Here is a 20,413-nt window from a genome sequence, read left to right on the forward strand (position 1 = left end):
ATTCGATAGAAAACGCAAAAATACACTATAAATCCATGATAAAAAAAGGGACTAAGCTGTATAGCATATTTACGGGATCTTGTCCAAAGTGTCAAGAAGAATCCATGTACGTCAACAAAAATCCGTACATCATCACCGATACCCTAAAAATACATGATAAGTGTTCACACTGCGGTACAAAATACAGATTGGAGCCTTCATTTTTTTATGGATCCATGTATGTGAGCTATGCCGTAGGTATAGCCTTTGCCGTGGCCGCCTTTGTGATAAGCTATCTCATTCTTGGAACGACCTTAAAAACCGCCTTTATCGCGATTGTAGGGACGATGATAGCCTTTTATCCCATTATCATGCGCTTGTCCAGAAATATTTGGATCAATATTTTTATGCATTACGATAAAGAATGGGCTAAGAAGAAAACCGCTTAATGTCTATCTCTGGATTTAGAGCTTTGTTGTTTTCAATGGATCCATAGAGCTGCTCAGCTACATAAGGTGCAATCATAACGCCGCGCGTCCCCAAACCATTTAAAACATACATGTTTGAGTGTTCTGGATGTGCACCAACCAAAGGACGTCTATCCTTTACCGTTGGCCGTATTCCTGCTTCTTGATCTATTACTGTGAATTCGCAATTAATTAATTCCTTTACTTTCGCTACCAATTCCTCTCGTCCCGCTTGACTGGGTTGATTGGTTTTATCCTTCCAATCGTAAGTTGCTCCAACCGTATAAACATCATTTCCTTCTGGCAATAAAAACACAGATCCCTTCAAAATAACATCCAAGTTAAGATTGGGCGCCTTAATGGTTATGGTCTCCCCTTTAGTGCCATTTAATGGTAAATAGTTGAAATAAGGATTGGACTTTATACCAAAGCCTTCACAGAATACAATGTTTTTAGCTGTATGCTCATGATATTGAAACGAATTTGAGTTGATTTCCAAGGTGCCATAATTAAAAGCTTCGGAAATAAGTTGGTTCATCGTCAACAAATACGCTATATAGCCATCAATGAGCTTGTTGGTATCAACTCGTCCTGTATGCAATACCTTACCAAAACCAAAAGGCGCTTTGATTTCGTCATTATGATTTTTAACCAAAGTAGTCGATAAAAAAGCCTCCAATGCAGGTTTATCTGAAGCAGAAAACCAAAGGTTTTGTTCTTCAATTGAAGAAAACCGCCTGTGAATTGGAATTGAAAAATCTATTTGCGTGCCCAAGAGTCCTTCCAAGTCCTTATATTTAGGTAATGCCAAATCCAATTGCTCCCTAGCCATCCAAACTTCGGAAAACCGCTTTAAAATAACAGGATTATAGACCCCTGCCGCTACTTTTGATGACTGTTGCGACTCATTGTTGAACACCAAAAAGGTTTTATTATGTTGACGCAATTGTTCGCAAAATGCAATACCCGCCAATCCACAACCTACTACAAAATAATCTACATTCATAACTACAAAATTAATATCCTGAAAATAATTACAAACTATAAAAAAGAAAAAGCCCACTTCAAAAGTGGGCTTTTTCTTTTATTTGATCGTGATTTACCTTAGTAAGACCACATATCTTGTTCGAAATTACGAATCTTCTCTTTGATTCGGTCAGACTCCAAAAGTTGCATTAATGCGTTGTCAGCAATATACTCCTTCACCTCTCTGTCTCCATAAACGTTCTCTTCTTTATACATAAAGCCATTGAAACGTCTAGAATTCAACAAGTGATCGAAAGAGATTGGCACAGCACTGTTTTTGTTGTTAAACGATTTTGCTTCGTGCAAAACAGTTCTAGCTTCTGGGAAGAATACCCAAAACAATTCAACTAAATCAGGAATTTCTGCGTCAATAAAGTTAACATCTGGACAAACCGGAGCGATACCTAAAAGTCTGTAACGCAATTCACCTTGTCTTTTGTCAAAATACCACAATCCTTTGATACGGTATTCCTTGATATCATAAGAAGAGATTTCTCTTTTTCTAATGTATTGAGGATCTACGATACCTTCTGCATTGTATTGCTCAAAACCTAGATCTGTAGTATCTACCAATTTCAAGGCTCCTTCCAAATCTTTCAACGTACGCTTTTCAGTGAAATAAGAGTCAGCATAAACATTTTCAATATTACCATTTGCTACATTCTTCATGATTACATCAAACAAAGAACGTCTGTTACTACCAATGTTGTTAGTATCTACAGGGTAGTAAAGCGGGAAGTTGGCACGCTCATCTAAAACGATTCTTTCCCAGGTCATTTTTGAAAACAAAATATCTCTGTCATCTACATAACCATACTCTAAAGGTCTGTCATGATCCAATGCCAGTTGAGCTTCTGTTTTAACTCCTATTTGGTCTGGTGTTTTAGCGTTAAGGATATTTGCCTGAGCAAATGCCCCAGTTGTTGCAACAACTCCTAAAACGGTTAATAAAATATTCTTAATCTTCATCTTAAATCATTTAATGTTTGGGACTTCTGAGTCTCTACGTATAAAACGTTTGTTGTCTAACTAAAATATCTTAGTTTGTTAATTCGATAATTACTGGAGATACCTTTTTCAACTTGTATGATGAGTTGTTGGTAATCTTAGCATTGATATCAAATATTTGAACAGCATCTCCACGCTTAGCTTTACGCAACGCAGATTTAGCTCTATCATTTAATTTGTTACCGTTAACAGTAATTGTTGGTTGCCCTGGTACTTTGAACTTGAATCCAGAAACACTTAATGGTAAATCGAAATCGAAATCATCCAACTTAGCACCAACAGAAGAAATTTCTAAACCGTTACGTTGCATTGGAACAACTCCATCTTCTCCACGAATAGTACCAGTAGGTGCAGGGATATCCTTAATACGGAAAGTAGCCTTATCACTAACTTTAGTACCATCAGGTAAAGTTCCAGAAACGTTGATAGTAACTTCTCTACCAGAACCTGGCTTCATGTTGTATTTACCAACACCAGATCCCTTAGATAAACCTGTAGCAGACGCTGTTACTTTGTTATCTGGCACGCCAGCGAAAGAAATTGTCATTGGGTTTACAACACCACGGTATACAACATTCATCTTGTCAGCAGAAATTGTTGCTGAGTTTGGTTTAGGTACAACTGCGTAAGTACTCTTTACTGGAATAGAGATAATAGAATCTCCTTCTTTAAATTGGAACTCACCTTCAATTGTTTGCTCACCTACATTACCAGCAGCAAACTTCAACATAGTTTGTCCAGCTTGCATAGCTTCAGCAGGTAATTCTTTACCGTTGATGATTACTTTATCAGCTCTTAACGTTTTGTCATTTTTACCCAAGATGATTCTACCTGTAAACTCTTCTCCTGAGAAGAAAGCAGTTTTGTCCGGTACAACAATAGCGTCAAAGTTTGTTAAAGAAGCTTCCACTTTAAGCTGCTCACCTAACATAGACTGTAATACTTCAGTTTCAGTAGTTTTAACGTCAGCTTGCATCTGAGTCAATTTAGTTAAAGACGCTACCAATGGGAAACCTTTATAGTTGTGGCTTAACCATTCTACAGTTCCAGCACCTCTTTTTACATCTTCAGTAGCAAATTTCTCTTTAACAGATGGCGCCATAGAAGCCGTCATAGGGTTTGCTTCCAAAACAGCTACCACACCATCTCTAAATTCAGCAATTTTAGCTTTGAATTCTTCTCCTTCTGGTTTCAATTTATCACCTTTAAACCAAAGGTTATCCAAGAAGTCTCCTTTATCCATTGACTCATACTCAGTAGGATCGTCCAACTTAGCGGTCATTTCAGTTTTAAGATTGGTTATGTAAGCATCCAAACCAGTTGCTAATTGATCAATTTGATCAGCAGCAGCTTTTAAAGGCTTATACTTTGCTGGTTGTTCGTCAACCTTAGCCGCCAAACCATTCATGAACTGTGTATTTCTCTCAGTAGAAGCCTCGTTGGATTCGGTCAACTTTTCATTCATCAAACCGAAAGCCGAAAGTACTTCTTTTGACATATTCAATGCTAACATCGCAATGAAGATCAAATACATCAAGTTAATCATTTTCTGCCTTGCAGATAATTTTCCTCCTGCCATTTCTAATTAGTTTTTTGTGTTGTTAATTGTTTAAAATTCTAGACTAAAAAACTAATTAGTTTTTGTTCATAGCAGATAGCATACCACCGTAAACACCGTTAAGTGAAGACAAGTTAGAAGCCAAAGATTGCATTTGTTCTTTAAGTTTAGCTGCGTTTTCTACTGCTTCTTCGTTAATTGTCGCTTGACGGTTAACGCTCTCTAATTGTACTTTGTAAAGGCTGTTCAAAGACTCCATTTGAGATGCAGCAAGAGACAACTCTTCACCATACTTTTTAGTTGCAGCGATAGAATCTACTGTTGGGCTGATTCCTTTAGCAGCTCCTTCGAAGTTTTTGATGCTGTTTCCTAAACTTGCCATAAGTTCACCATCAATTTTAGCTTCTTTCAATAAGTTGTCTAATTTCTTAGATAAAAGACCTTCAGCATCTTTAGCTTCTTCTTTCTTAGCTTTTGGTGAAGACTTACCACCTGCCAATTCTGGGTAAACCAAAGACCAATCTAAATCGTCATCTACTGGTTCGAATGCTGAAATCGCGAAAATAATTGCTTCTGATACAAGACCGATAGTTAACATTACGTTACCAGTAAGTGGTCCTAATTCGAAGTGAGTAATCTTAAAAAGTGCTCCAATGATTACGATTGATGCTCCTAATCCGTAAGCCATGTTCATAAAACGCTTACCTGCTTTTGACTGTGCCATAATTTTTGTTTTTAGTTTAAGTTAATATGTATTATTACTTAAGTAGGTTAAATAATAGATTAAATTTTATTGTTTTGATTAGTGTGAATTATTGGTTACTTCAGTTCCCATATAATCCTGTACGGTTCTAAATCCGATATAACTTCTTGCTGAATCTGCGTACTCATAATCTCTTGAGCTCACCTGTAAGAAGTATGCAACATCTTTCCAAGACCCCCCACGTACTACTTTACGTTCGTTAGCAGCATCATTTACATTAGGGTTGATGGTTGAGAAATGCTCGTATGAAGCTGGGTCATAAGATCCTTGCACCCATTCTGACACATTACCTGCCATGTTATATAGGTTGTAATCGTTTGGCTCGTAAGCATCCGCTTCAACAGTATACAAAGCTTGATCTGCTGCATAGTCTCCACGTAATGGTTTAAAGTTTGCCATAAAGCATCCTCTATCATTTTTGGTGTAAGGTCCACCCCAAGGGAAAGTTGCTCCTTGAAGACCACCTCTAGCGGCGTATTCCCACTCTGCTTCAGATGGCAATCTGAATTTATTTACCTGAGCTTTACCTCTAGATTTTTGGTAACCATTCTTATAAATAGTACGCCATTGACAGAATGCATTTGCTTGTTTCCAAGACACTCCAACTACTGGATACGCTCCATAAGCATCATGCCAGAAATAGTCATTGTGCATTGGCTCATTATATGAATAGGCAAAATCACGAATCCAAGCGGTAGTATCCGGATATACAGCAACCTCATCAGTAATAAGTACATCACTTCTTCTAAGGTTTCTGTTTTTTGCAGCCTTTTCGATATCCATATAAGTATATTGGAACTTGAACTTGGTTACGTCCCAAGTACGTTGTCCATTATAGGATTCCTCGATAGGTAGATACATGGTATCCATTACCTCGGCGTAGTATTCATCAGGATAGTCGTTAGTATCCAAAATAAGGTCTACATCCTTATTAAGTTTTCTACCTTCATATCCTGTTGGACCTAAACCACTATAGTTATCCAACATGTACTTTTCGTACACACTCATATCGGCAGTATCTGCATCTTTAAATGCAAACTCTCCAATACCACCATCATCTGGTGTTTTACCAATTTCATCGGCTAGGATCGCCAACTTGGTTCTTACGATTGAGTCACGTACCCAATTCACAAACTGACGATACTCACTGTTAGTGATTTCAGTTTCGTCCATATAAAAGGCCCTTACGGTCACCGTTTTGGTTGGTGCATCTTGTACACCCGCCAGATCATCATCCGATTTACCCATGATGAATGCTCCTCCCGGAACAAGGGTCATACCATAAGGTTTTTCAGGATGCCATTTCTTTCCTTTAACTCCTACCAGTTCTCCTCTGTCACCAGAGCTACAACTGTGTAATAGAGCCAATACAGCGGTTAATAAAGCAAACTTCTTCATATTCATAGAAACTCGAGGTTAAATTATTTAGTTGTAATTATATTTTTTTTCAAAAAAACACTGAGCGTATTTTTTTAAAGGCTGTAAACATATCTATATATTTTCAAAAAACCAATTTTTTTTTGATTTTTTTTGCATTTCATCCTATAAACTTTGCATTTCATCGATGATAAAGTGTTAAAAAAATCAAAAAGTAAATATACTAAAAACTATTCTTTTTATAGGCTTTATACCATCTTTCCGGTATTTTGCCCTGAGTAGCTTCAATATAATCTTCGTACATGCAAGGTAATAACGTATGCTTTTTCAATTTATTATTAACATTTGGTAAAAAAGGTATTTCTATCCACCAACGTCCAGTTTTGATGCTTTTAAAGAAAATAAGCTCATCATCTTCTACCAACACATTGAATTTCTGATAATTAACATCACTCTTAAAATCATCATCCTTCACCCTACAGTTAACACCTTCGACGAAATACCATATCATTTGCGCCATTAACATAGCCGTCACGCTATCGTCACTAGACGGTCTATACTCATATATTCCAAACGAGGTCACCTTGTTACTGATACCTGCATATCGGGAAACTGCGCAAATTTCCTTTCCATCCAATCCGTTTGGAGAATACCGTTGATTTGAACCAAGTTCTGAGGCTTTCACCGATTTTAAATCGACACTAACGATATTAGCATCTCGCATCACCGGTTCTACCAAACTTATATTATTGGAAATCTCCCCCAAACGATAGGCTTCAAAATAAAGCTTCTCCATAAGATCAATTTCCTCCTGCGAATTAAAATAGGTTTGATAACCTACAGCAGAATAATTGAACAAATTAAAAGGTTCTTCCAATATTATCTTACCCAAAAAGCTGTTGTTCTTAATAGGAAGCGAGGCATCTCCCAAATCAAAATTGCTATCCACATTTACAATATTGACCATAGGCGCATAATTATCATAGGCCCTATAGTTGGCATAGGTTAAATCCTGACTACCTCCCAATATAATAGGTATGATTTGCTTTTCTAACAACATACCTACGGTGGTTCGTAAAGCAAAATAGGTATCCTCAACCTTTTCCCCAGGAAGAATATCTCCTAAATCGGCCATAGTAGTGTACCAATTTCCAGGAAACAGACTATACAACGAAGTTCTAACAGCATCAAAAGAAACAATCTCCCCCATAAAATTGACATCATTTCTGTTTTCCAAAACACCAATAATGGCAATTTTTACGCCTTCCAAATCTGGAAAGCCATTCTGTTTGGAGTGAACCCTTAATTTTCTTCCTAGTGCTTGTTGTGATAATAATTCGCCATGGGCTAGCACAGCATCGGATATTGGGGTTAGAAAATCAAAGTTCATTTATGGTACTCCTATTACTTCTTTTTGGTTACTGTTTTTTTTCTAGTAGTTTTTTTCTTTGGCGTATTCTTTTCTATAATGCCTTGGGCTTCTTCCAAAGTCATTTTTGAAACATCCACGGTTTTAGGCAATTCTACCTTTACCTTCCCCTTAATAACATTATGCCTACCCCATCGTGCCTTCTCTACTCTAATGCCTTCCTCTTTCCAATCGTGGATAAGCTTATCTTTTTCCTTTTGAATTTTATCTTCAATTAGTTCAACAATGTCAGTATCTGAAAGGTTATCCCAGTCATACTTTTTATTAACATTGATAAACATATTGTTCCATTTAATATATGGTCCAAATCTCCCCTTACCTTTTTGTACCGGTAAATCTTGATACATATATATAGGAGCGTCTGCCTTTTGCTTTTCCTTTATTAGCTCAACCGCATCATCAAATTCCACACTCAAGGGATCCATTCCTTTCGGCAAGGATACGAAAGATTTTCCAAATTTCACATAGGGTCCAAAACGTCCGTTGTTAACTTCTATGCTTTCTCCCTCAAATTCACCTAAAGTTTTTGGCAATTGGAACAAGTCCATAGCCTCCTCAAAAGTAATAGAACTCAATTGTTGGTCTGGCGCCAAACTAGCAAACTGTGGTTTTTCTTCATCATCAACAGTTCCTATCTGCACCATTGGGCCAAATTTCCCCAAACGTACACTCACTTGTTTCCCGGTAGCAGGGTCAACACCTAAAATACGTTCTCCAGATTCCCTCTCAGCGTTTTCCTCGACATCCTTCACCTGTGGATGAAAGTCTTTGTAGAAGTCCTTCATCATTTTGGACCAATCTACTTTACCTTCGGCAATCTCATCAAAGTCTTCCTCAACTTTTGCCGTAAAGTTGTAATCCAAAATGGTCTCGAAATGATTCACCAAGAAATCAGTTACAATCATCCCGATATCAGTGGGAACCAATTTTCCTTTATCAGAACCTACTTTTTCAGTAAGCGCTTTTTCCTTTACCGAACCGTTTTGAAGCTTCAACTGACTATAAGCTCTTTCTACTCCATCAATATTTCCTTTTTCAACATAATTTCTATTTTGAATGGTAGAAATGGTTGGCGCATAGGTAGACGGTCTTCCAATACCCAATTCCTCCAATTGCTTCACCAATGAAGCTTCGGTATAACGGGCTGGTGGTCTTGTATAGCGTTCGGTGGCGGTTATATAATTATTAAGGAGTGTTTCATTCACCTTAAGTGCTGGCAACATTCCTTCTTGTTCAATATCTTCATCATCGGTTCCTTCCAAATATACCTTCAGGAATCCGTCAAAAGTAATCACCTCTCCATTAGCCGTGAACACATGACTATCAGTAGAAGAACTAATCTTTACATTGGTACGCTCCAACTTGGCTTCACTCATTTGGGAAGCAATGGCACGTTTCCAAATCAAGTCGTATAAACGATCTTGATCTCTATCTACACTAATGGAATGGCGTGAAAAATCGGTAGGACGAATGGCCTCGTGAGCTTCCTGCGCCCCTTTAGCCTTTCCTTTATAGTTTCTTGGCTGACTATAGTCTGATCCGTAAGCTGAATTAATTTCTGCTTGGGCTCCTGCTCTTGCCTCATCGGATAAGTTCACACTATCCGTTCTCATATAAGTAATCAACCCAGATTCATAAAGGCGCTGTGCCAAGGTCATCGTTTTACTTACCGAAAAATATAATTTACGAGCCGCTTCCTGTTGCAAAGTAGACGTAGTAAATGGTGCCGCCGGTGATTTCTTGGCTGGCTTTTTCTCTAGATCAGCTACTTTAAACTCTGCTTTGACATTGGCTTCCAAAAAGGCATAAGCCTCTTCTTTTGTACTGAAGTTCTTCGGAAGTTTTGCCTTGAAAACTTGCCCATCTTCATTTGAAAACTCAGCATCTATTCTAAAAGACGCTTCCGCAGTAAAGTTTTGGATGTCGCGTTCGCGTTCTACAATCAATCTTACAGACACTGATTGCACTCTTCCCGCCGAAAGACCTCCTTTTACCTTTCTCCATAAAACAGGAGACAACTCATAACCCACAATTCTATCCAACACACGACGCGCTTGTTGTGCATCTACTAAATCGTAATCAATACCCCTTGGATTTTCAATCGCCTTTTGAATGGCCGTCTTGGTAATCTCGTGAAATACGATACGCTTGGTCTTGGCCTTATCCAATTTTAAAGTCTCAGCAAGGTGCCATGCAATGGCCTCCCCTTCACGGTCCTCATCACTCGCCAACCATATCGTTTCTGCTTTCCCAGCTAAGGTCTTCAGTTTTTTAACAACATCTTTCTTATCCTTGGACACTAGATATTTTGGCTTAAAATCTCCATCAACATCTACCCCCAATTCCTTTGAAGGCAAATCTGCAATATGTCCAAAACTAGACTCAACCTTAAAGTCTTTTCCTAGGAATTTCTCTATGGTTTTGGCCTTTGCAGGGGACTCAACTATCACTAAATTCTTTGCCATTTTTCTTATTTTAAGGCTACAAATGTATATCAAAAAAAATATATCATCCTAATTTAACATTTTTTAACCCCCAGATATTGCGCAATTTTTCTGGAATCACAAAAAAAAGCCTGAAAAAATTCAGACTTTTACAACTATAACTAAAACAAATGAAAATAGCCTATTCAAAAGGTAATTCGTGAGGCTCAAAACCAACACTGTCCTTATATATATAGTATGCCGGCAAGTAGGCAAAGGATGCCGTTATCAAAAGTCCAACTCCACAAAGCACAAGCCCTATTACTTCGGCAAACAATCCTGAAATAACAATTAATCCAAAAGTGATGAGCCACTTTTTATTTCCCAAATCAAAACTGGACTTCACAATATCCCTAACGTCCATTTCTGGGTTAAATGCAAAAATCACATTCATTAGGGTTATAGGCACCATGACATATATTATAGGCAAAAAACATAACAATGCAGCCAATAGGGAAATCCCATAACTGATCAATGCCAACTTTACCACTTTCACCAAATAAGGTTTCTTTAAATAATAGAAGTAATCATCCTTTTCTACCAAGTCAAGATCTTTCGCCTTGCAAATACGATAAAAGGATGCCTTAAGCCCAAAAGCAATGACCATAGCAAAAAAAGCAAATAGCAACATAAACACCACAAAAGGAACCATCAATAATGGATTTACTTGATTATCCTGAAAAGCTTCCGGATTCCAAATACCCATTGCCACCATTGGCAGATACATTATTATATAGAAGGGTGCCAACATAGCAATGGTTATCAAAATCATGATGAGACCTTGAACCCATACTTTTTTAAATAGCTCGATACAATTACTGAAGATAGTGCCAAAATCCAATGGTTTGGAAGCATTAATTCTAGATTGAAGTTCTGAAAAAGTCATATTTAATTAATTGGTTACCTGTTAAAAATAGCGCTTATTATTAACATATTAAAATTAACAATAACACTGTCAACTTGTCATAGATTACAAATAAATCGTATCTTTGCACACTTAATGAACACGGAACGCTTCAGTATTATATATGGAAAAGATTATAGATGAGAACAAGCAGGGCCAAAGCCTTGTTTTAGAACAAAAGGAAGGTAACCAGCGAAAACTGTTTATTGAAAGTTATGGTTGCCAAATGAATTTTAGCGACAGTGAAATTGTAGCCTCGATTCTTTCTAAAAACGGATTTAACACGACCCAAAACCTTGAAGATGCCGATTTGGTTTTGGTAAATACATGCTCCATTCGAGACAAAGCAGAACAAACGGTTCGTAAACGTTTGGAAAAATACAATGCCGTAAAAAAAATCAACCCAAACATGAAAGTTGGTGTTTTGGGCTGTATGGCAGAACGCTTGAAAAGTAAATTCCTTGAGGAAGAAAAAATTGTAGACCTTGTTGTTGGGCCAGACGCCTACAAAGACTTGCCTAACCTTGTTGCCGAAGTGGATGAAGGAAGAAATGCCGTTAACGTGATTCTTTCCAAAGAAGAAACCTATGGTGATATTTCTCCTGTGCGTTTAAACTCCAACGGTGTTACTGCTTTTGTATCTATCACAAGAGGTTGTGACAATATGTGTACCTTCTGTGTCGTTCCTTTTACACGTGGTCGTGAGCGCAGTCGTGACCCACAGAGTATTATGGAAGAAATCAACGATCTATGGAGCAAAGGCTATAAAGAAGTGACGCTTTTGGGACAAAACGTAGACAGTTACCTTTGGTATGGTGGAGGACTTAAGAAAGATTTCGAAAAGGCCTCAGACATGCAAAAAGCCACGGCCGTTAACTTTGCAAACCTTTTGGAAATGTGCGCCACGGCACAACCAAAAATGCGTTTCCGCTTTTCAACATCCAACCCTCAGGACATGACTTTGGATGTGATTGAAGCCATGGCTAAACACAATAACATCTGTAATTACATCCATTTGCCGGTACAGAGCGGAAGTAACCGTATTTTAAAGGAAATGAACCGTCAGCATACGCGTGAAGAGTATTTTGAATTGATTGACAACATCAAAAGACTCATTCCAGACTGTGCCATTTCTCAAGATATGATTTCTGGGTTCCCAACCGAAACTGAAGAAGACCACAAAGATACCTTGAGCCTGATGGAATATGTAAAATACGACTTCGGGTTTATGTTTGCGTATTCCGAAAGACCTGGAACTTTGGCGGAGCGCAAAATGGAAGATGATGTTCCTGCAGAGACCAAAAAACGTCGTTTGGAGGAAATCATAGTATTGCAACAAAAACACGCCTTGTACCGCACCGAACAACATCTTGGTAAAGTTGAGGAAGTGTTGATTGAGAAAGAATCCAAAAGATCTGACGCTCACTGGTCTGGAAGAAACAGCCAAAACACCGTGGTGGTATTCCCTAAAGAAAACTACCAAGTAGGAGATTTTGTAAATGTAAAGATTACTGAATGTACCTCCGCCACCTTAATTGGAGAAGCTGTAGGATATTCAGAAAATAATTAGATAAAAGACAGTAGAACAAAGCGAAAGGAATCAATATCACTTTAAATATTTTGATTCGTTTCTCTTAACTCTAAAATCTAACAGATAAATGGAATCAGTACAAGCCATTAAACAACGATTCGGAATCATTGGTAACGACCCTAAACTTAATCGTGCCATTGAAAAAGCCATACAGGTTGCCCCTACGGACATTTCGGTATTGGTTACGGGAGAGAGTGGTGTTGGTAAAGAGAGTATTCCGAAAATTATCCATCAGCTTTCCCACAGAAAGCATGGAAAATATATTGCTGTTAACTGTGGTGCCATTCCAGAAGGGACTATTGACAGTGAATTATTTGGGCACGAAAAAGGCGCCTTCACCGGAGCCACCCAAACCCGTAGCGGTTATTTTGAAGTCGCCGATGGCGGAACCATATTTCTTGATGAAGTTGGAGAATTACCTTTGACCACTCAAGTGCGTTTATTACGTGTCTTAGAAAATGGCGAGTTTATTAAAGTGGGTTCCAGTAAAGTCCAAAAAACCAACGTCCGTATTGTGGCCGCTACCAACGTGAATATGTTCGAGGCCATCAAAAAGGAGAAATTCCGTGAGGATCTTTATTACCGTTTAAGTACGGTTGAAATCAACATTCCACCCCTTCGCGAGCGAAAAGAAGATATCCATTTATTGTTCAGAAAATTTGCCAGTGATTTTGCACTGAAATACAAAATGCCTACCGTAAAACTTACGGACGATGCTATTAATTTGTTGCAGAAATACAGATGGAACGGTAACATTCGTCAATTGCGAAATGTTGCTGAGCAAGCTTCGGTTTTGGAACACAACAGGACCTTAAATGCTCAAGCTTTACAACATTATTTACCAAGTGGTGGAAGCAATCTTCCTGCGGTGATTAGTACTTCTAAATCCGAAAGTGATTTTAGCAGCGAAAGGGAAATTCTTTACAAGGTACTTTTTGACATGAAAAGTGACTTGAACGATTTGAAGAAATTGACCATGGAGCTCATGAAAAATGGCAATGTCCAAGATATTCAGAAGGATCATGAAGGCTTGATTTCCAAAATTTACGGTAATACTGATGACGACGAAAGCAATATAGAAGACTTGGAAGTGTTATCCATTCCAGAGAAAACCCACGAACCTATCGATGTTCCTGAAACTCCAATGGACAAATACCATTTTGCGGAAGAAATTGATGAAGAAGAAACGTTGTCATTACAGGACAAGGAATTGGAATTAATTAAAAAATCCCTTGAACGTCACCAAGGAAAACGTAAATTGGCTGCTGCCGAACTAGGTATAAGCGAACGCACCTTGTACCGCAAAATAAAACAATACGACCTATAATGAGATTTTTGACCTACTTCATCTTATGCGCCCTGTCATTGGTGATGATATCTTGTAAAGTATCCTACGGATTTACAGGAGCTTCCATTCCGGCGGGAACACAAACTTTTCAGGTAAATTATTTCCAAAATAATGCCGCTTTGGTAGAACCTGGCCTGGATAGGGACTTTACCCTTGCCCTTCAAGATTTAATTTTAAACCAAACCAGTTTAGACTTGGTAAACTCGGGAGGTGATTTAGTGTACGAAGGTGAAATTACCGAATACCGTATTTCTCCCACAACGGCCACAGCCGAAAATAAAGCGGCCCAAAACAGGCTGACAATAGGAGTGAATGTGCGCTTTTATGACAGAAACAACCCCGAAGGTGACCTTGAACAGCGTTTTTCCTTTTTCTATGATTACCCAGCAACAGCGCAACTTATTGGAGGAACTAGAGATACTGCCTTTGCTGAAATTTTTGAAAGGTTGACACAAGACATTTTTAATGCTACATTAGCTAAATGGTAATTTAATTCAACCTATGCAATTGCAGGATATTACATATCTACTTCAACACCCTCAGGAATTTACTTCCGAGCAATTGAGTGACATCACTGCTGTGATTAAGGAATACCCTTATTTTCAGGCGGCACGTGCATTGCATTTAAAAGGCTTGAAACATACCGAAAGTTTTAAGTATAACCAAGAATTGAAAATTACCGCAGCCTATACGACGGACCGCAGTATTCTATTTGATTACATTACTTCCGAAGCTTTTAACCAAAATGAGATTTCATTTCAAATCAAACAGAATTCAGAACATATCAAGCAATTGGATGTTAATGAAGAAAGTGATATTTCGGTAAATAAAAGTGTCCTAATTGACGATGCCCTAAAGCAGCACATTAAAGATACCGAAGGTGTCCTTGATCCTTTTCTATTTGAAGAAAAAACTAATGAAGACGACACCGCAAATTACCAAAATAGCGTTCCTGAAAACCAAGCATCACCAATTATAGCTGTAGACACAGCGAATATAGAACAAACGCCAGAAGAACAGCTTCAAATTGGTAAACCTTTGGATTTCGAAAAAAATGAAACCCACTCCTTTTCTGAATGGCTTAAGATAACCAGTTTTAAACCTATTGAAAGAAAAGATACTATTGAAGAAGAAGAAGAAGCATCAATAACTCCTCCTGTTTCTGAACCCTCTGAGCCCGCAACCAAACCGAGGCCCATGGACAGCAAATTGGATTTAATTGATAAATTCCTGAACAGCAATCCTAAAATTGTCCCCTCTAAAGAGGCCAGTCCAAGTCCTAAGCTTAACCATAAAAAGGATGACAACCAAAATGACGGTCTAATGACTGAAACTTTGGCCCGAATTTATCTGGAACAGAAAAATTATGACAAGGCAATTCAATCTTATAAAATTTTAAGTTTGAAATATCCAGAAAAAAGTGGTTTCTTTGCAGACCAAATTAAAGCAGTTAAAAAATTACAAGAAAATAATACTAAAGAATAAGAAGCATGTTTACAATATTTTTAGTCCTTATAGTGCTTATCGCATTTTTGTTGGTAGTAGTGATTATGGTTCAAAATCCTAAAGGAGGCGGATTATCTTCTTCTTTTGGCGGTGGAGGTACCCAACAATTGGGAGGTGTTAAAAAAACCACCGATTTCTTGGACAAAAGTACTTGGGGATTGGCAACCGTACTATTGGCACTTATTTTATTATCAAATGTAGCCATTGGTGGTGGAAACGGAGTTACGGAATCCAAAGCTCTTGACAGTGATACTTCCGTAGAACAACCAATTCAAGACACGCCTGCCACTACAACGCCAGCAGACACTCAGGAAACTAACGCTGTAAGCAACGATTCAGCTCAATAATATCTGAAGATATATTCGTAAAAAATGCCAACCTTTAAGGTTGGCATTTTTTTGTTACTGAAAGTTTGTCAGTCACTTTTAATTGGCACATTTTTGGCTTCTTCCAATTTCGAAAAACAAGTTTAATTAATCATAAAAATATATTACCAATGGGATTAAACATTAAACCATTAGCAGACAGAGTTCTTATTGAGCCTGTAGAAGCAGAAACTAAAACAGCTTCAGGAATCATTATCCCTGATACTGCCAAGGAAAAACCCCAAAAAGGAAAAGTTATTGCTGTAGGTAACGGAACCAAAGACGAACCTATGACTGTACAAGTTGGTGAAATGGTATTATACGGAAAATATGCCGGTACTGAGCTTAAATTGGAAGGTAAAGATTATTTGATCATGAGAGAAAGTGACATTCTTGCAATTGTCTAATTTCTTTTCGATATATTCCATTAATGCTCTCAATGAGTTTAACGTTTAAAAATATTTCAAATTAAATTTTAAAAGAATTTATTATGGCAAAAGATATAAAATTCGACATAGAAGCACGTGACGGTTTAAAACGCGGTGTGGATGCATTGGCAAATGCAGTAAAAGTAACTTTAGGACCAAAAGGTCGTAACGTAATCATTAGCCGTTCTTTTGGAGCTCCACAGGTAACCAAGGATGGTGTAAGTGTAGCCAAAGAAGTTGAGCTTGAAGATGAGCTTGAAAACATGGGAGCTCAAATGGTTAAGGAAGTTGCTTCCAAAACCAACGATTTGGCTGGTGACGGTACCACTACGGCTACAGTTTTAGCACAAGCTATTGTTAAAGAAGGCTTGAAAAACGTTGCTGCAGGTGCCAATCCAATGGATTTAAAGCGCGGTATCGATAAGGCTGTAGAAGCTATTACTGCCGACTTGGAAAAACAATCTGAAGAGGTGGGAAACTCTTCTGAAAAAATCAAGCAAGTTGCTGCCATTCCTGCCAACAACGATGACACTATTGGTGATTTAATCGCCCAAGCTTTTTCTAAAGTTGGAAAAGAAGGTGTGATTACTGTTGAGGAAGCTAAAGGTACCGATACTTATGTAGACGTTGTGGAAGGTATGCAATTTGACAGAGGTTACCTTTCTCCTTACTTTGTAACCGATGCCGATAAAATGATTGCCGATTTAGAAAATCCATACATTTTATTGTTCGATAAAAAGATTTCTAACTTACAGGAAATCCTTCCAATTTTGGAACCAGTGGCACAATCTGGTCGGCCATTGTTAATCATTGCTGAAGATGTTGAAGGTCAAGCCTTGGCTACTTTGGTAGTAAACAAACTTCGTGGAGGTTTAAAGATTGCTGCTGTTAAGGCTCCTGGATTTGGAGATCGTCGTAAAGCAATGCTTGAAGACATCGCCATCCTTACCGGTGGTGTGGTAATCTCAGAAGAAAGAGGATTCTCTCTTGAAAATGCCGATTTGAGCATGTTAGGAACTGCTGAAACAGTTACCATCGACAAAGACAATACAACAATTGTTAATGGTTCTGGAAATGCTGAAGACATTAAAGCTAGAGTAAACCAAATCAAAGCTCAAATTGAGACTACTACTTCAGACTACGACAAAGAAAAACTGCAAGAGCGTTTGGCTAAATTAGCTGGAGGTGTAGCTGTACTTTACGTTGGTGCTGCAAGTGAAGTTGAAATGAAGGAGAAAAAAGACCGTGTGGACGATGCATTGCATGCTACAAGAGCCGCAGTTGAAGAAGGTATCGTAGCAGGTGGTGGTGTGGCCTTGGTAAGAGCCAAAGCTGTACTGGAGAGCATTACTACTGAAAACTTAGATGAAGTTACAGGTATCCAAATTGTAGCACGCGCTATCGAAGCTCCTCTACGTACTATCGTTGAAAACGCCGGTGGAGAAGGAAGCGTAGTAGTTGCTAAAGTAAAAGAAGGTAAAAAAGACTTTGGTTACGATGCCAAATCTGAAACTTATGTAGATATGCTTAAAGCTGGTATTATCGATCCTAAGAAAGTAACACGTATTGCTCTTGAAAATGCAGCCTCTGTTTCTGGAATGATCTTGACTACCGAGTGTGCTTTAATCGACATTAAAGAAGATGCACCTGCAATGCCTCCAATGGGAGGTGGCGGAATGCCAGGTATGATGTAATGTCAAAACTATAAACATAAAAAAACCGAAGCTCAATAGCTTCGGTTTTTTTATGTTATTTTTCAACTAACTTCCTCCAAAATACCCCGATACAAAGGGTGTTTTAAATATCCTCCAAATGCGATATCCGCCATGAAAATAGAAGGATATTCATTAGCTTCAATTATTACAGGCCCATCCTTGGAAACTGCAATATCCCAGCCAATATAACGATCTGGGAGACAATTCACAGCCTGAAACACCAATTCTTTAACTTCTTTAAAAAAAGGGATTTTATATCCTTTAAACACAAATCCAGAATCTGGATGCTCTGTGTACTCCGCCCCTCCATACTCCATATATTGATGGCCAACTTCCCTTAACGTTCCACTTTCAAGATCTATCCCTACATAAAAACCTCCAGCATGAGCATTGTCCACAAAACCACTCCCCACACCAAATCGCATAAAAGCAGATAAAATATGGATTTCGTTTTGCTTGTCAATAAATGTTTCTACCCTAATGGTATTTACACAGTTGGGATGAATTTTATTGACATTCTCATGTTGAATAACCACCTCCTCATGAATGCAACAATTCTGCAAAATAAAATCTCTATGTAGTTCTAAATCCTTCTCTAAATTGTCTTTGGATAATCTATAGCAACCTGTCCCTCCATAAAGAGAAATGGGCTTAAGGAAAATCACAGAATGCCCAGAATCCTCAAAAACCATTTTAAAAAAATCCAGTAACTCCTTTCCCTTTTCAACAACATACAATTGCTTTTTATAAAAAAAATGTGACTCAAAATTATAGCTAATCAAAGCGGGGACTGGCAAATCATTTTGTTTACAAAACAGTGAAAAATTAAGTTTATTTGAAATAATTGTCAGGTATTCCTCTTTATGAAATGTGTCTTTGTATTTTATTCTATTAGCTTCTTTAGTACCAATGTAATCTTGATAATTGTCCACATTTTTTCGATATAGATATTTGAAGTAATAAAAAGGGATTTCCTTTTTCTGAAACAAAAGCACCGTACATTCCTTTATTATTTTTAATGGGGGCTTCTTATTTTTATCTTTTAAGAATACAGCTAATCTATTCTGCTTCATACTATTGCTATTTTAGGTCCTTTATATAGCTGCCATGCCTCTATCTTTGGATGCCTTCTGACTTTTGTTAACCACAAATTTTCTTTTTCCAGAAGAAAGCAAAGGAATTTCATTTACATATTCAAATTCAATTTCTGCATCGACACCTAATAAATTTATGAATTCTTTTCTAATCTCACCTTCTGAGTTAAAAGACTTGTCCACATTTAATTTAAACAAGTATCGTTTGTCACTTTCTTGAATGAATTGATATTGTTTTATATGAGGATACTTTAAAATATTGTATACAGCATATGATGAAATGAAATTACCCTTGGAATCGAAAATCATATCCATCTTTCTACCTTCAATGTTCATCAAAACCGGATACTCGTCAACATGTCCCTTTTCATAATCCATCATACCAATATCGCCCGTGTCATACCGTATCATCGGCATACACTTATTAAACAAATCTGTTACCACTATTCTTCCCAACTCACCCTTTTCAACTGGTTCAGGACTATTAAGTTTTAAAATTTCCACGTAGTAACTAGCCCAATTAATATAAAAGCCATTTTTATGACCCAATAATTGCTGAGCAATTATACCGTTTTCCACATTGGAATATCTGGAGACAACCTCTACATTATAATAGCTTTCTATAACCTCTTTGGTTTCTTGGTTCAATTTTTCTCCAACAGCAATTATGGATTTAAGCCCACAATCACTGGGAGCTTTTCTTCCTGATTTCAAAATATAATCCCTTATTTCATCCAATGCCGAGGCATAGGATACAATACCTTTGCTAGAGTTATTTTTCTCGATTTCACCCAACAGACCTTCAATATCCCTATTCGTCAATTTTGAAACAGGGTGCATATAAATATGTCGTTTCCATGCTTCTAAGGGCGTTTTACTATTGTATTGATCCCAATGCCGAATATAGAATAGTTTATCTCCAACATTAAACCCTGTTAATTCGGCGAAATAAATCACATCGGCAGTGTTCCTAAACTTTTTATGAAGATTTTGATATACTTTGAAAGGAGTCCCAGTTGAACCACTTGTGTATGCAGAAAAATTTTCTTTATCTAAGTAATTAGATGATTTAAAATCATTGTAATAATTTACTATTATATTTTTGTCTATAACCGGGAAATCGGAGAGCGTTTTATACCCTTTATAGTCTTTATAAAATGGTGTAGTAGCAACCGCATGCTGTAAAATTGCGTTTAAATTAACTTTTTGTTTTTCCTTAGAGGTAATCGAATTAAGGTTTTTCAGAATCCCTTTCACCTCCGTATACTGATTTTTAATATGATTGCCTTTGATGAAGTCAACACACCAAAACACCTTTTGCCTAAACAACTCTAACATCCCAATATCTACTATTAATTAATTCCCTAAAATC

General features: G+C 37.6%; 18 protein-coding genes. 8 read left to right on the plus strand and 10 right to left on the minus strand.

The annotated features are described in order from the left end of the window. Positions 1-35 precede the first annotated feature (35 nt). On the plus strand, positions 36-428 hold the full coding sequence (locus ZA05_RS01540) for a DUF983 domain-containing protein (RefSeq protein WP_053990100.1): 393 nt from the start codon (positions 36-38) through the stop codon (positions 426-428). Here the strand turns inward: ZA05_RS01540 and ZA05_RS01545 are convergent. The 8 genes from ZA05_RS01545 to ZA05_RS01580 form a co-directional block, all read right to left on the minus strand. After that, entirely contained in the window at positions 409-1,452 is a 1,044-nt protein-coding gene (locus ZA05_RS01545; RefSeq protein ID WP_053990101.1) for an FAD-binding oxidoreductase, read from the minus strand. The two genes, ZA05_RS01540 and ZA05_RS01545, sit on opposite strands and share 20 nt — an antisense overlap. A gap of 98 nt (positions 1,453-1,550) precedes the next feature. Further along, entirely contained in the window at positions 1,551-2,441 is an 891-nt protein-coding gene (gldN, locus tag ZA05_RS01550; RefSeq protein WP_053990102.1) for a gliding motility protein GldN, read from the minus strand. Positions 2,442-2,511: 70 nt separating this feature from the next. After that, positions 2,512-4,059, minus strand: a complete 1,548-nt coding sequence (gene gldM, locus ZA05_RS01555) for a gliding motility protein GldM (protein ID WP_053990103.1) — start codon at positions 4,057-4,059, stop codon at positions 2,512-2,514. 55 nt (positions 4,060-4,114) lie between these two features. Then, positions 4,115-4,762, minus strand: a complete 648-nt coding sequence (gldL, locus tag ZA05_RS01560; RefSeq protein ID WP_053990104.1) for a gliding motility protein GldL — start codon at positions 4,760-4,762, stop codon at positions 4,115-4,117. Between the two features lie 78 nt (positions 4,763-4,840). Further along, positions 4,841-6,205, minus strand: a complete 1,365-nt coding sequence (gene gldK / locus ZA05_RS01565) for a gliding motility lipoprotein GldK (protein ID WP_082333638.1) — start codon at positions 6,203-6,205, stop codon at positions 4,841-4,843. A gap of 196 nt (positions 6,206-6,401) precedes the next feature. After that, positions 6,402-7,568 carry a formimidoylglutamase gene (locus ZA05_RS01570; RefSeq protein ID WP_053990106.1) on the minus strand — a complete coding sequence of 389 codons (1,167 nt, stop codon included), beginning with the start codon at positions 7,566-7,568 and terminating at the stop codon, positions 6,402-6,404. Positions 7,569-7,582: 14 nt separating this feature from the next. Next, a complete protein-coding gene (topA, locus tag ZA05_RS01575) occupies positions 7,583-10,072 on the minus strand; it encodes a type I DNA topoisomerase (RefSeq protein WP_053990107.1) in 2,490 nt (829 codons plus the stop codon). A 160-nt stretch (positions 10,073-10,232) separates the two neighbouring features. Further along, positions 10,233-10,976, minus strand: coding sequence for a hypothetical protein (locus tag ZA05_RS01580; RefSeq protein ID WP_053990108.1), 744 nt, complete (start codon positions 10,974-10,976; stop codon positions 10,233-10,235). A gap of 142 nt (positions 10,977-11,118) precedes the next feature. On the opposite strand from ZA05_RS01580, the gene miaB reads away from it, so the two are divergent. The 7 genes from miaB (at position 11,119) to groL (ending at position 17,926) form a co-directional block, all read left to right on the plus strand. Next, entirely contained in the window at positions 11,119-12,564 is a 1,446-nt protein-coding gene (miaB, locus tag ZA05_RS01585) for a tRNA (N6-isopentenyl adenosine(37)-C2)-methylthiotransferase MiaB (RefSeq protein WP_053990109.1), read from the plus strand. Positions 12,565-12,652: 88 nt separating this feature from the next. Next, complete coding sequence (locus ZA05_RS01590) at positions 12,653-13,912, plus strand: sigma-54-dependent Fis family transcriptional regulator (protein WP_053990110.1); 1,260 nt, start codon at positions 12,653-12,655, stop codon at positions 13,910-13,912. Further along, positions 13,912-14,421 carry an LptE family protein gene (locus ZA05_RS01595; RefSeq protein ID WP_053990111.1) on the plus strand — a complete coding sequence of 170 codons (510 nt, stop codon included), beginning with the start codon at positions 13,912-13,914 and terminating at the stop codon, positions 14,419-14,421. The genes ZA05_RS01590 and ZA05_RS01595 overlap by 1 nt, the downstream gene beginning before the upstream one ends. 13 nt (positions 14,422-14,434) lie before the next feature. Next, a complete protein-coding gene (locus ZA05_RS01600; RefSeq protein ID WP_053990112.1) occupies positions 14,435-15,418 on the plus strand; it encodes a hypothetical protein in 984 nt (327 codons plus the stop codon). A 5-nt stretch (positions 15,419-15,423) separates the two neighbouring features. After that, on the plus strand, positions 15,424-15,786 hold the full coding sequence (gene secG / locus ZA05_RS01605) for a preprotein translocase subunit SecG (protein WP_053990113.1): 363 nt from the start codon (positions 15,424-15,426) through the stop codon (positions 15,784-15,786). A gap of 149 nt (positions 15,787-15,935) precedes the next feature. Further along, the gene (gene groES / locus ZA05_RS01610) at positions 15,936-16,211 is read left to right on the plus strand and encodes a co-chaperone GroES (protein WP_053977040.1); all 276 of its coding nucleotides are present in this window, start codon (positions 15,936-15,938) and stop codon (positions 16,209-16,211) included. Positions 16,212-16,294: 83 nt separating this feature from the next. Then, positions 16,295-17,926 (plus strand): chaperonin GroEL, encoded by a 1,632-nt coding sequence (gene groL, locus ZA05_RS01615; protein WP_053990114.1) that lies wholly within the window; start codon positions 16,295-16,297, stop codon positions 17,924-17,926. A 62-nt stretch (positions 17,927-17,988) separates the two neighbouring features. Here the strand turns inward: groL and ZA05_RS01620 are convergent, their stop codons facing one another. Further along, a complete protein-coding gene (locus ZA05_RS01620) occupies positions 17,989-19,020 on the minus strand; it encodes a sugar-transfer associated ATP-grasp domain-containing protein (protein WP_053990115.1) in 1,032 nt (343 codons plus the stop codon). A 21-nt stretch (positions 19,021-19,041) separates the two neighbouring features. Beyond that, positions 19,042-20,379: a phenylacetate--CoA ligase family protein gene (locus ZA05_RS01625; protein WP_053990116.1), complete on the minus strand. Its 1,338-nt coding sequence runs from the start codon at positions 20,377-20,379 to the stop codon at positions 19,042-19,044. Positions 20,380-20,413 lie beyond the last annotated feature (34 nt).

Source organism: Mangrovimonas sp. TPBH4, assembly GCF_001280505.1.
Taxonomy (GTDB): domain Bacteria; phylum Bacteroidota; class Bacteroidia; order Flavobacteriales; family Flavobacteriaceae; genus Mangrovimonas_A.

Coding starts and splice junctions, on each gene's coding strand:
- ZA05_RS01540 (WP_053990100.1), top strand. CDS start 36: ATGATAAAAAAAGGGACTAAGCTGTATAGCATATTTACGGGATCTTGT.
- ZA05_RS01545 (WP_053990101.1), bottom strand. CDS start 1,452: ATGAATGTAGATTATTTTGTAGTAGGTTGTGGATTGGCGGGTATTGCA.
- gldN (WP_053990102.1), bottom strand. CDS start 2,441: ATGAAGATTAAGAATATTTTATTAACCGTTTTAGGAGTTGTTGCAACA.
- gldM (WP_053990103.1), bottom strand. CDS start 4,059: ATGGCAGGAGGAAAATTATCTGCAAGGCAGAAAATGATTAACTTGATG.
- gldL (WP_053990104.1), bottom strand. CDS start 4,762: ATGGCACAGTCAAAAGCAGGTAAGCGTTTTATGAACATGGCTTACGGA.
- gldK (WP_082333638.1), bottom strand. CDS start 6,205: ATGAATATGAAGAAGTTTGCTTTATTAACCGCTGTATTGGCTCTATTA.
- ZA05_RS01570 (WP_053990106.1), bottom strand. CDS start 7,568: ATGAACTTTGATTTTCTAACCCCAATATCCGATGCTGTGCTAGCCCAT.
- topA (WP_053990107.1), bottom strand. CDS start 10,072: ATGGCAAAGAATTTAGTGATAGTTGAGTCCCCTGCAAAGGCCAAAACC.
- ZA05_RS01580 (WP_053990108.1), bottom strand. CDS start 10,976: ATGACTTTTTCAGAACTTCAATCTAGAATTAATGCTTCCAAACCATTG.
- miaB (WP_053990109.1), top strand. CDS start 11,119: ATGGAAAAGATTATAGATGAGAACAAGCAGGGCCAAAGCCTTGTTTTA.
- ZA05_RS01590 (WP_053990110.1), top strand. CDS start 12,653: ATGGAATCAGTACAAGCCATTAAACAACGATTCGGAATCATTGGTAAC.
- ZA05_RS01595 (WP_053990111.1), top strand. CDS start 13,912: ATGAGATTTTTGACCTACTTCATCTTATGCGCCCTGTCATTGGTGATG.
- ZA05_RS01600 (WP_053990112.1), top strand. CDS start 14,435: ATGCAATTGCAGGATATTACATATCTACTTCAACACCCTCAGGAATTT.
- secG (WP_053990113.1), top strand. CDS start 15,424: ATGTTTACAATATTTTTAGTCCTTATAGTGCTTATCGCATTTTTGTTG.
- groES (WP_053977040.1), top strand. CDS start 15,936: ATGGGATTAAACATTAAACCATTAGCAGACAGAGTTCTTATTGAGCCT.
- groL (WP_053990114.1), top strand. CDS start 16,295: ATGGCAAAAGATATAAAATTCGACATAGAAGCACGTGACGGTTTAAAA.
- ZA05_RS01620 (WP_053990115.1), bottom strand. CDS start 19,020: ATGAAGCAGAATAGATTAGCTGTATTCTTAAAAGATAAAAATAAGAAG.
- ZA05_RS01625 (WP_053990116.1), bottom strand. CDS start 20,379: ATGTTAGAGTTGTTTAGGCAAAAGGTGTTTTGGTGTGTTGACTTCATC.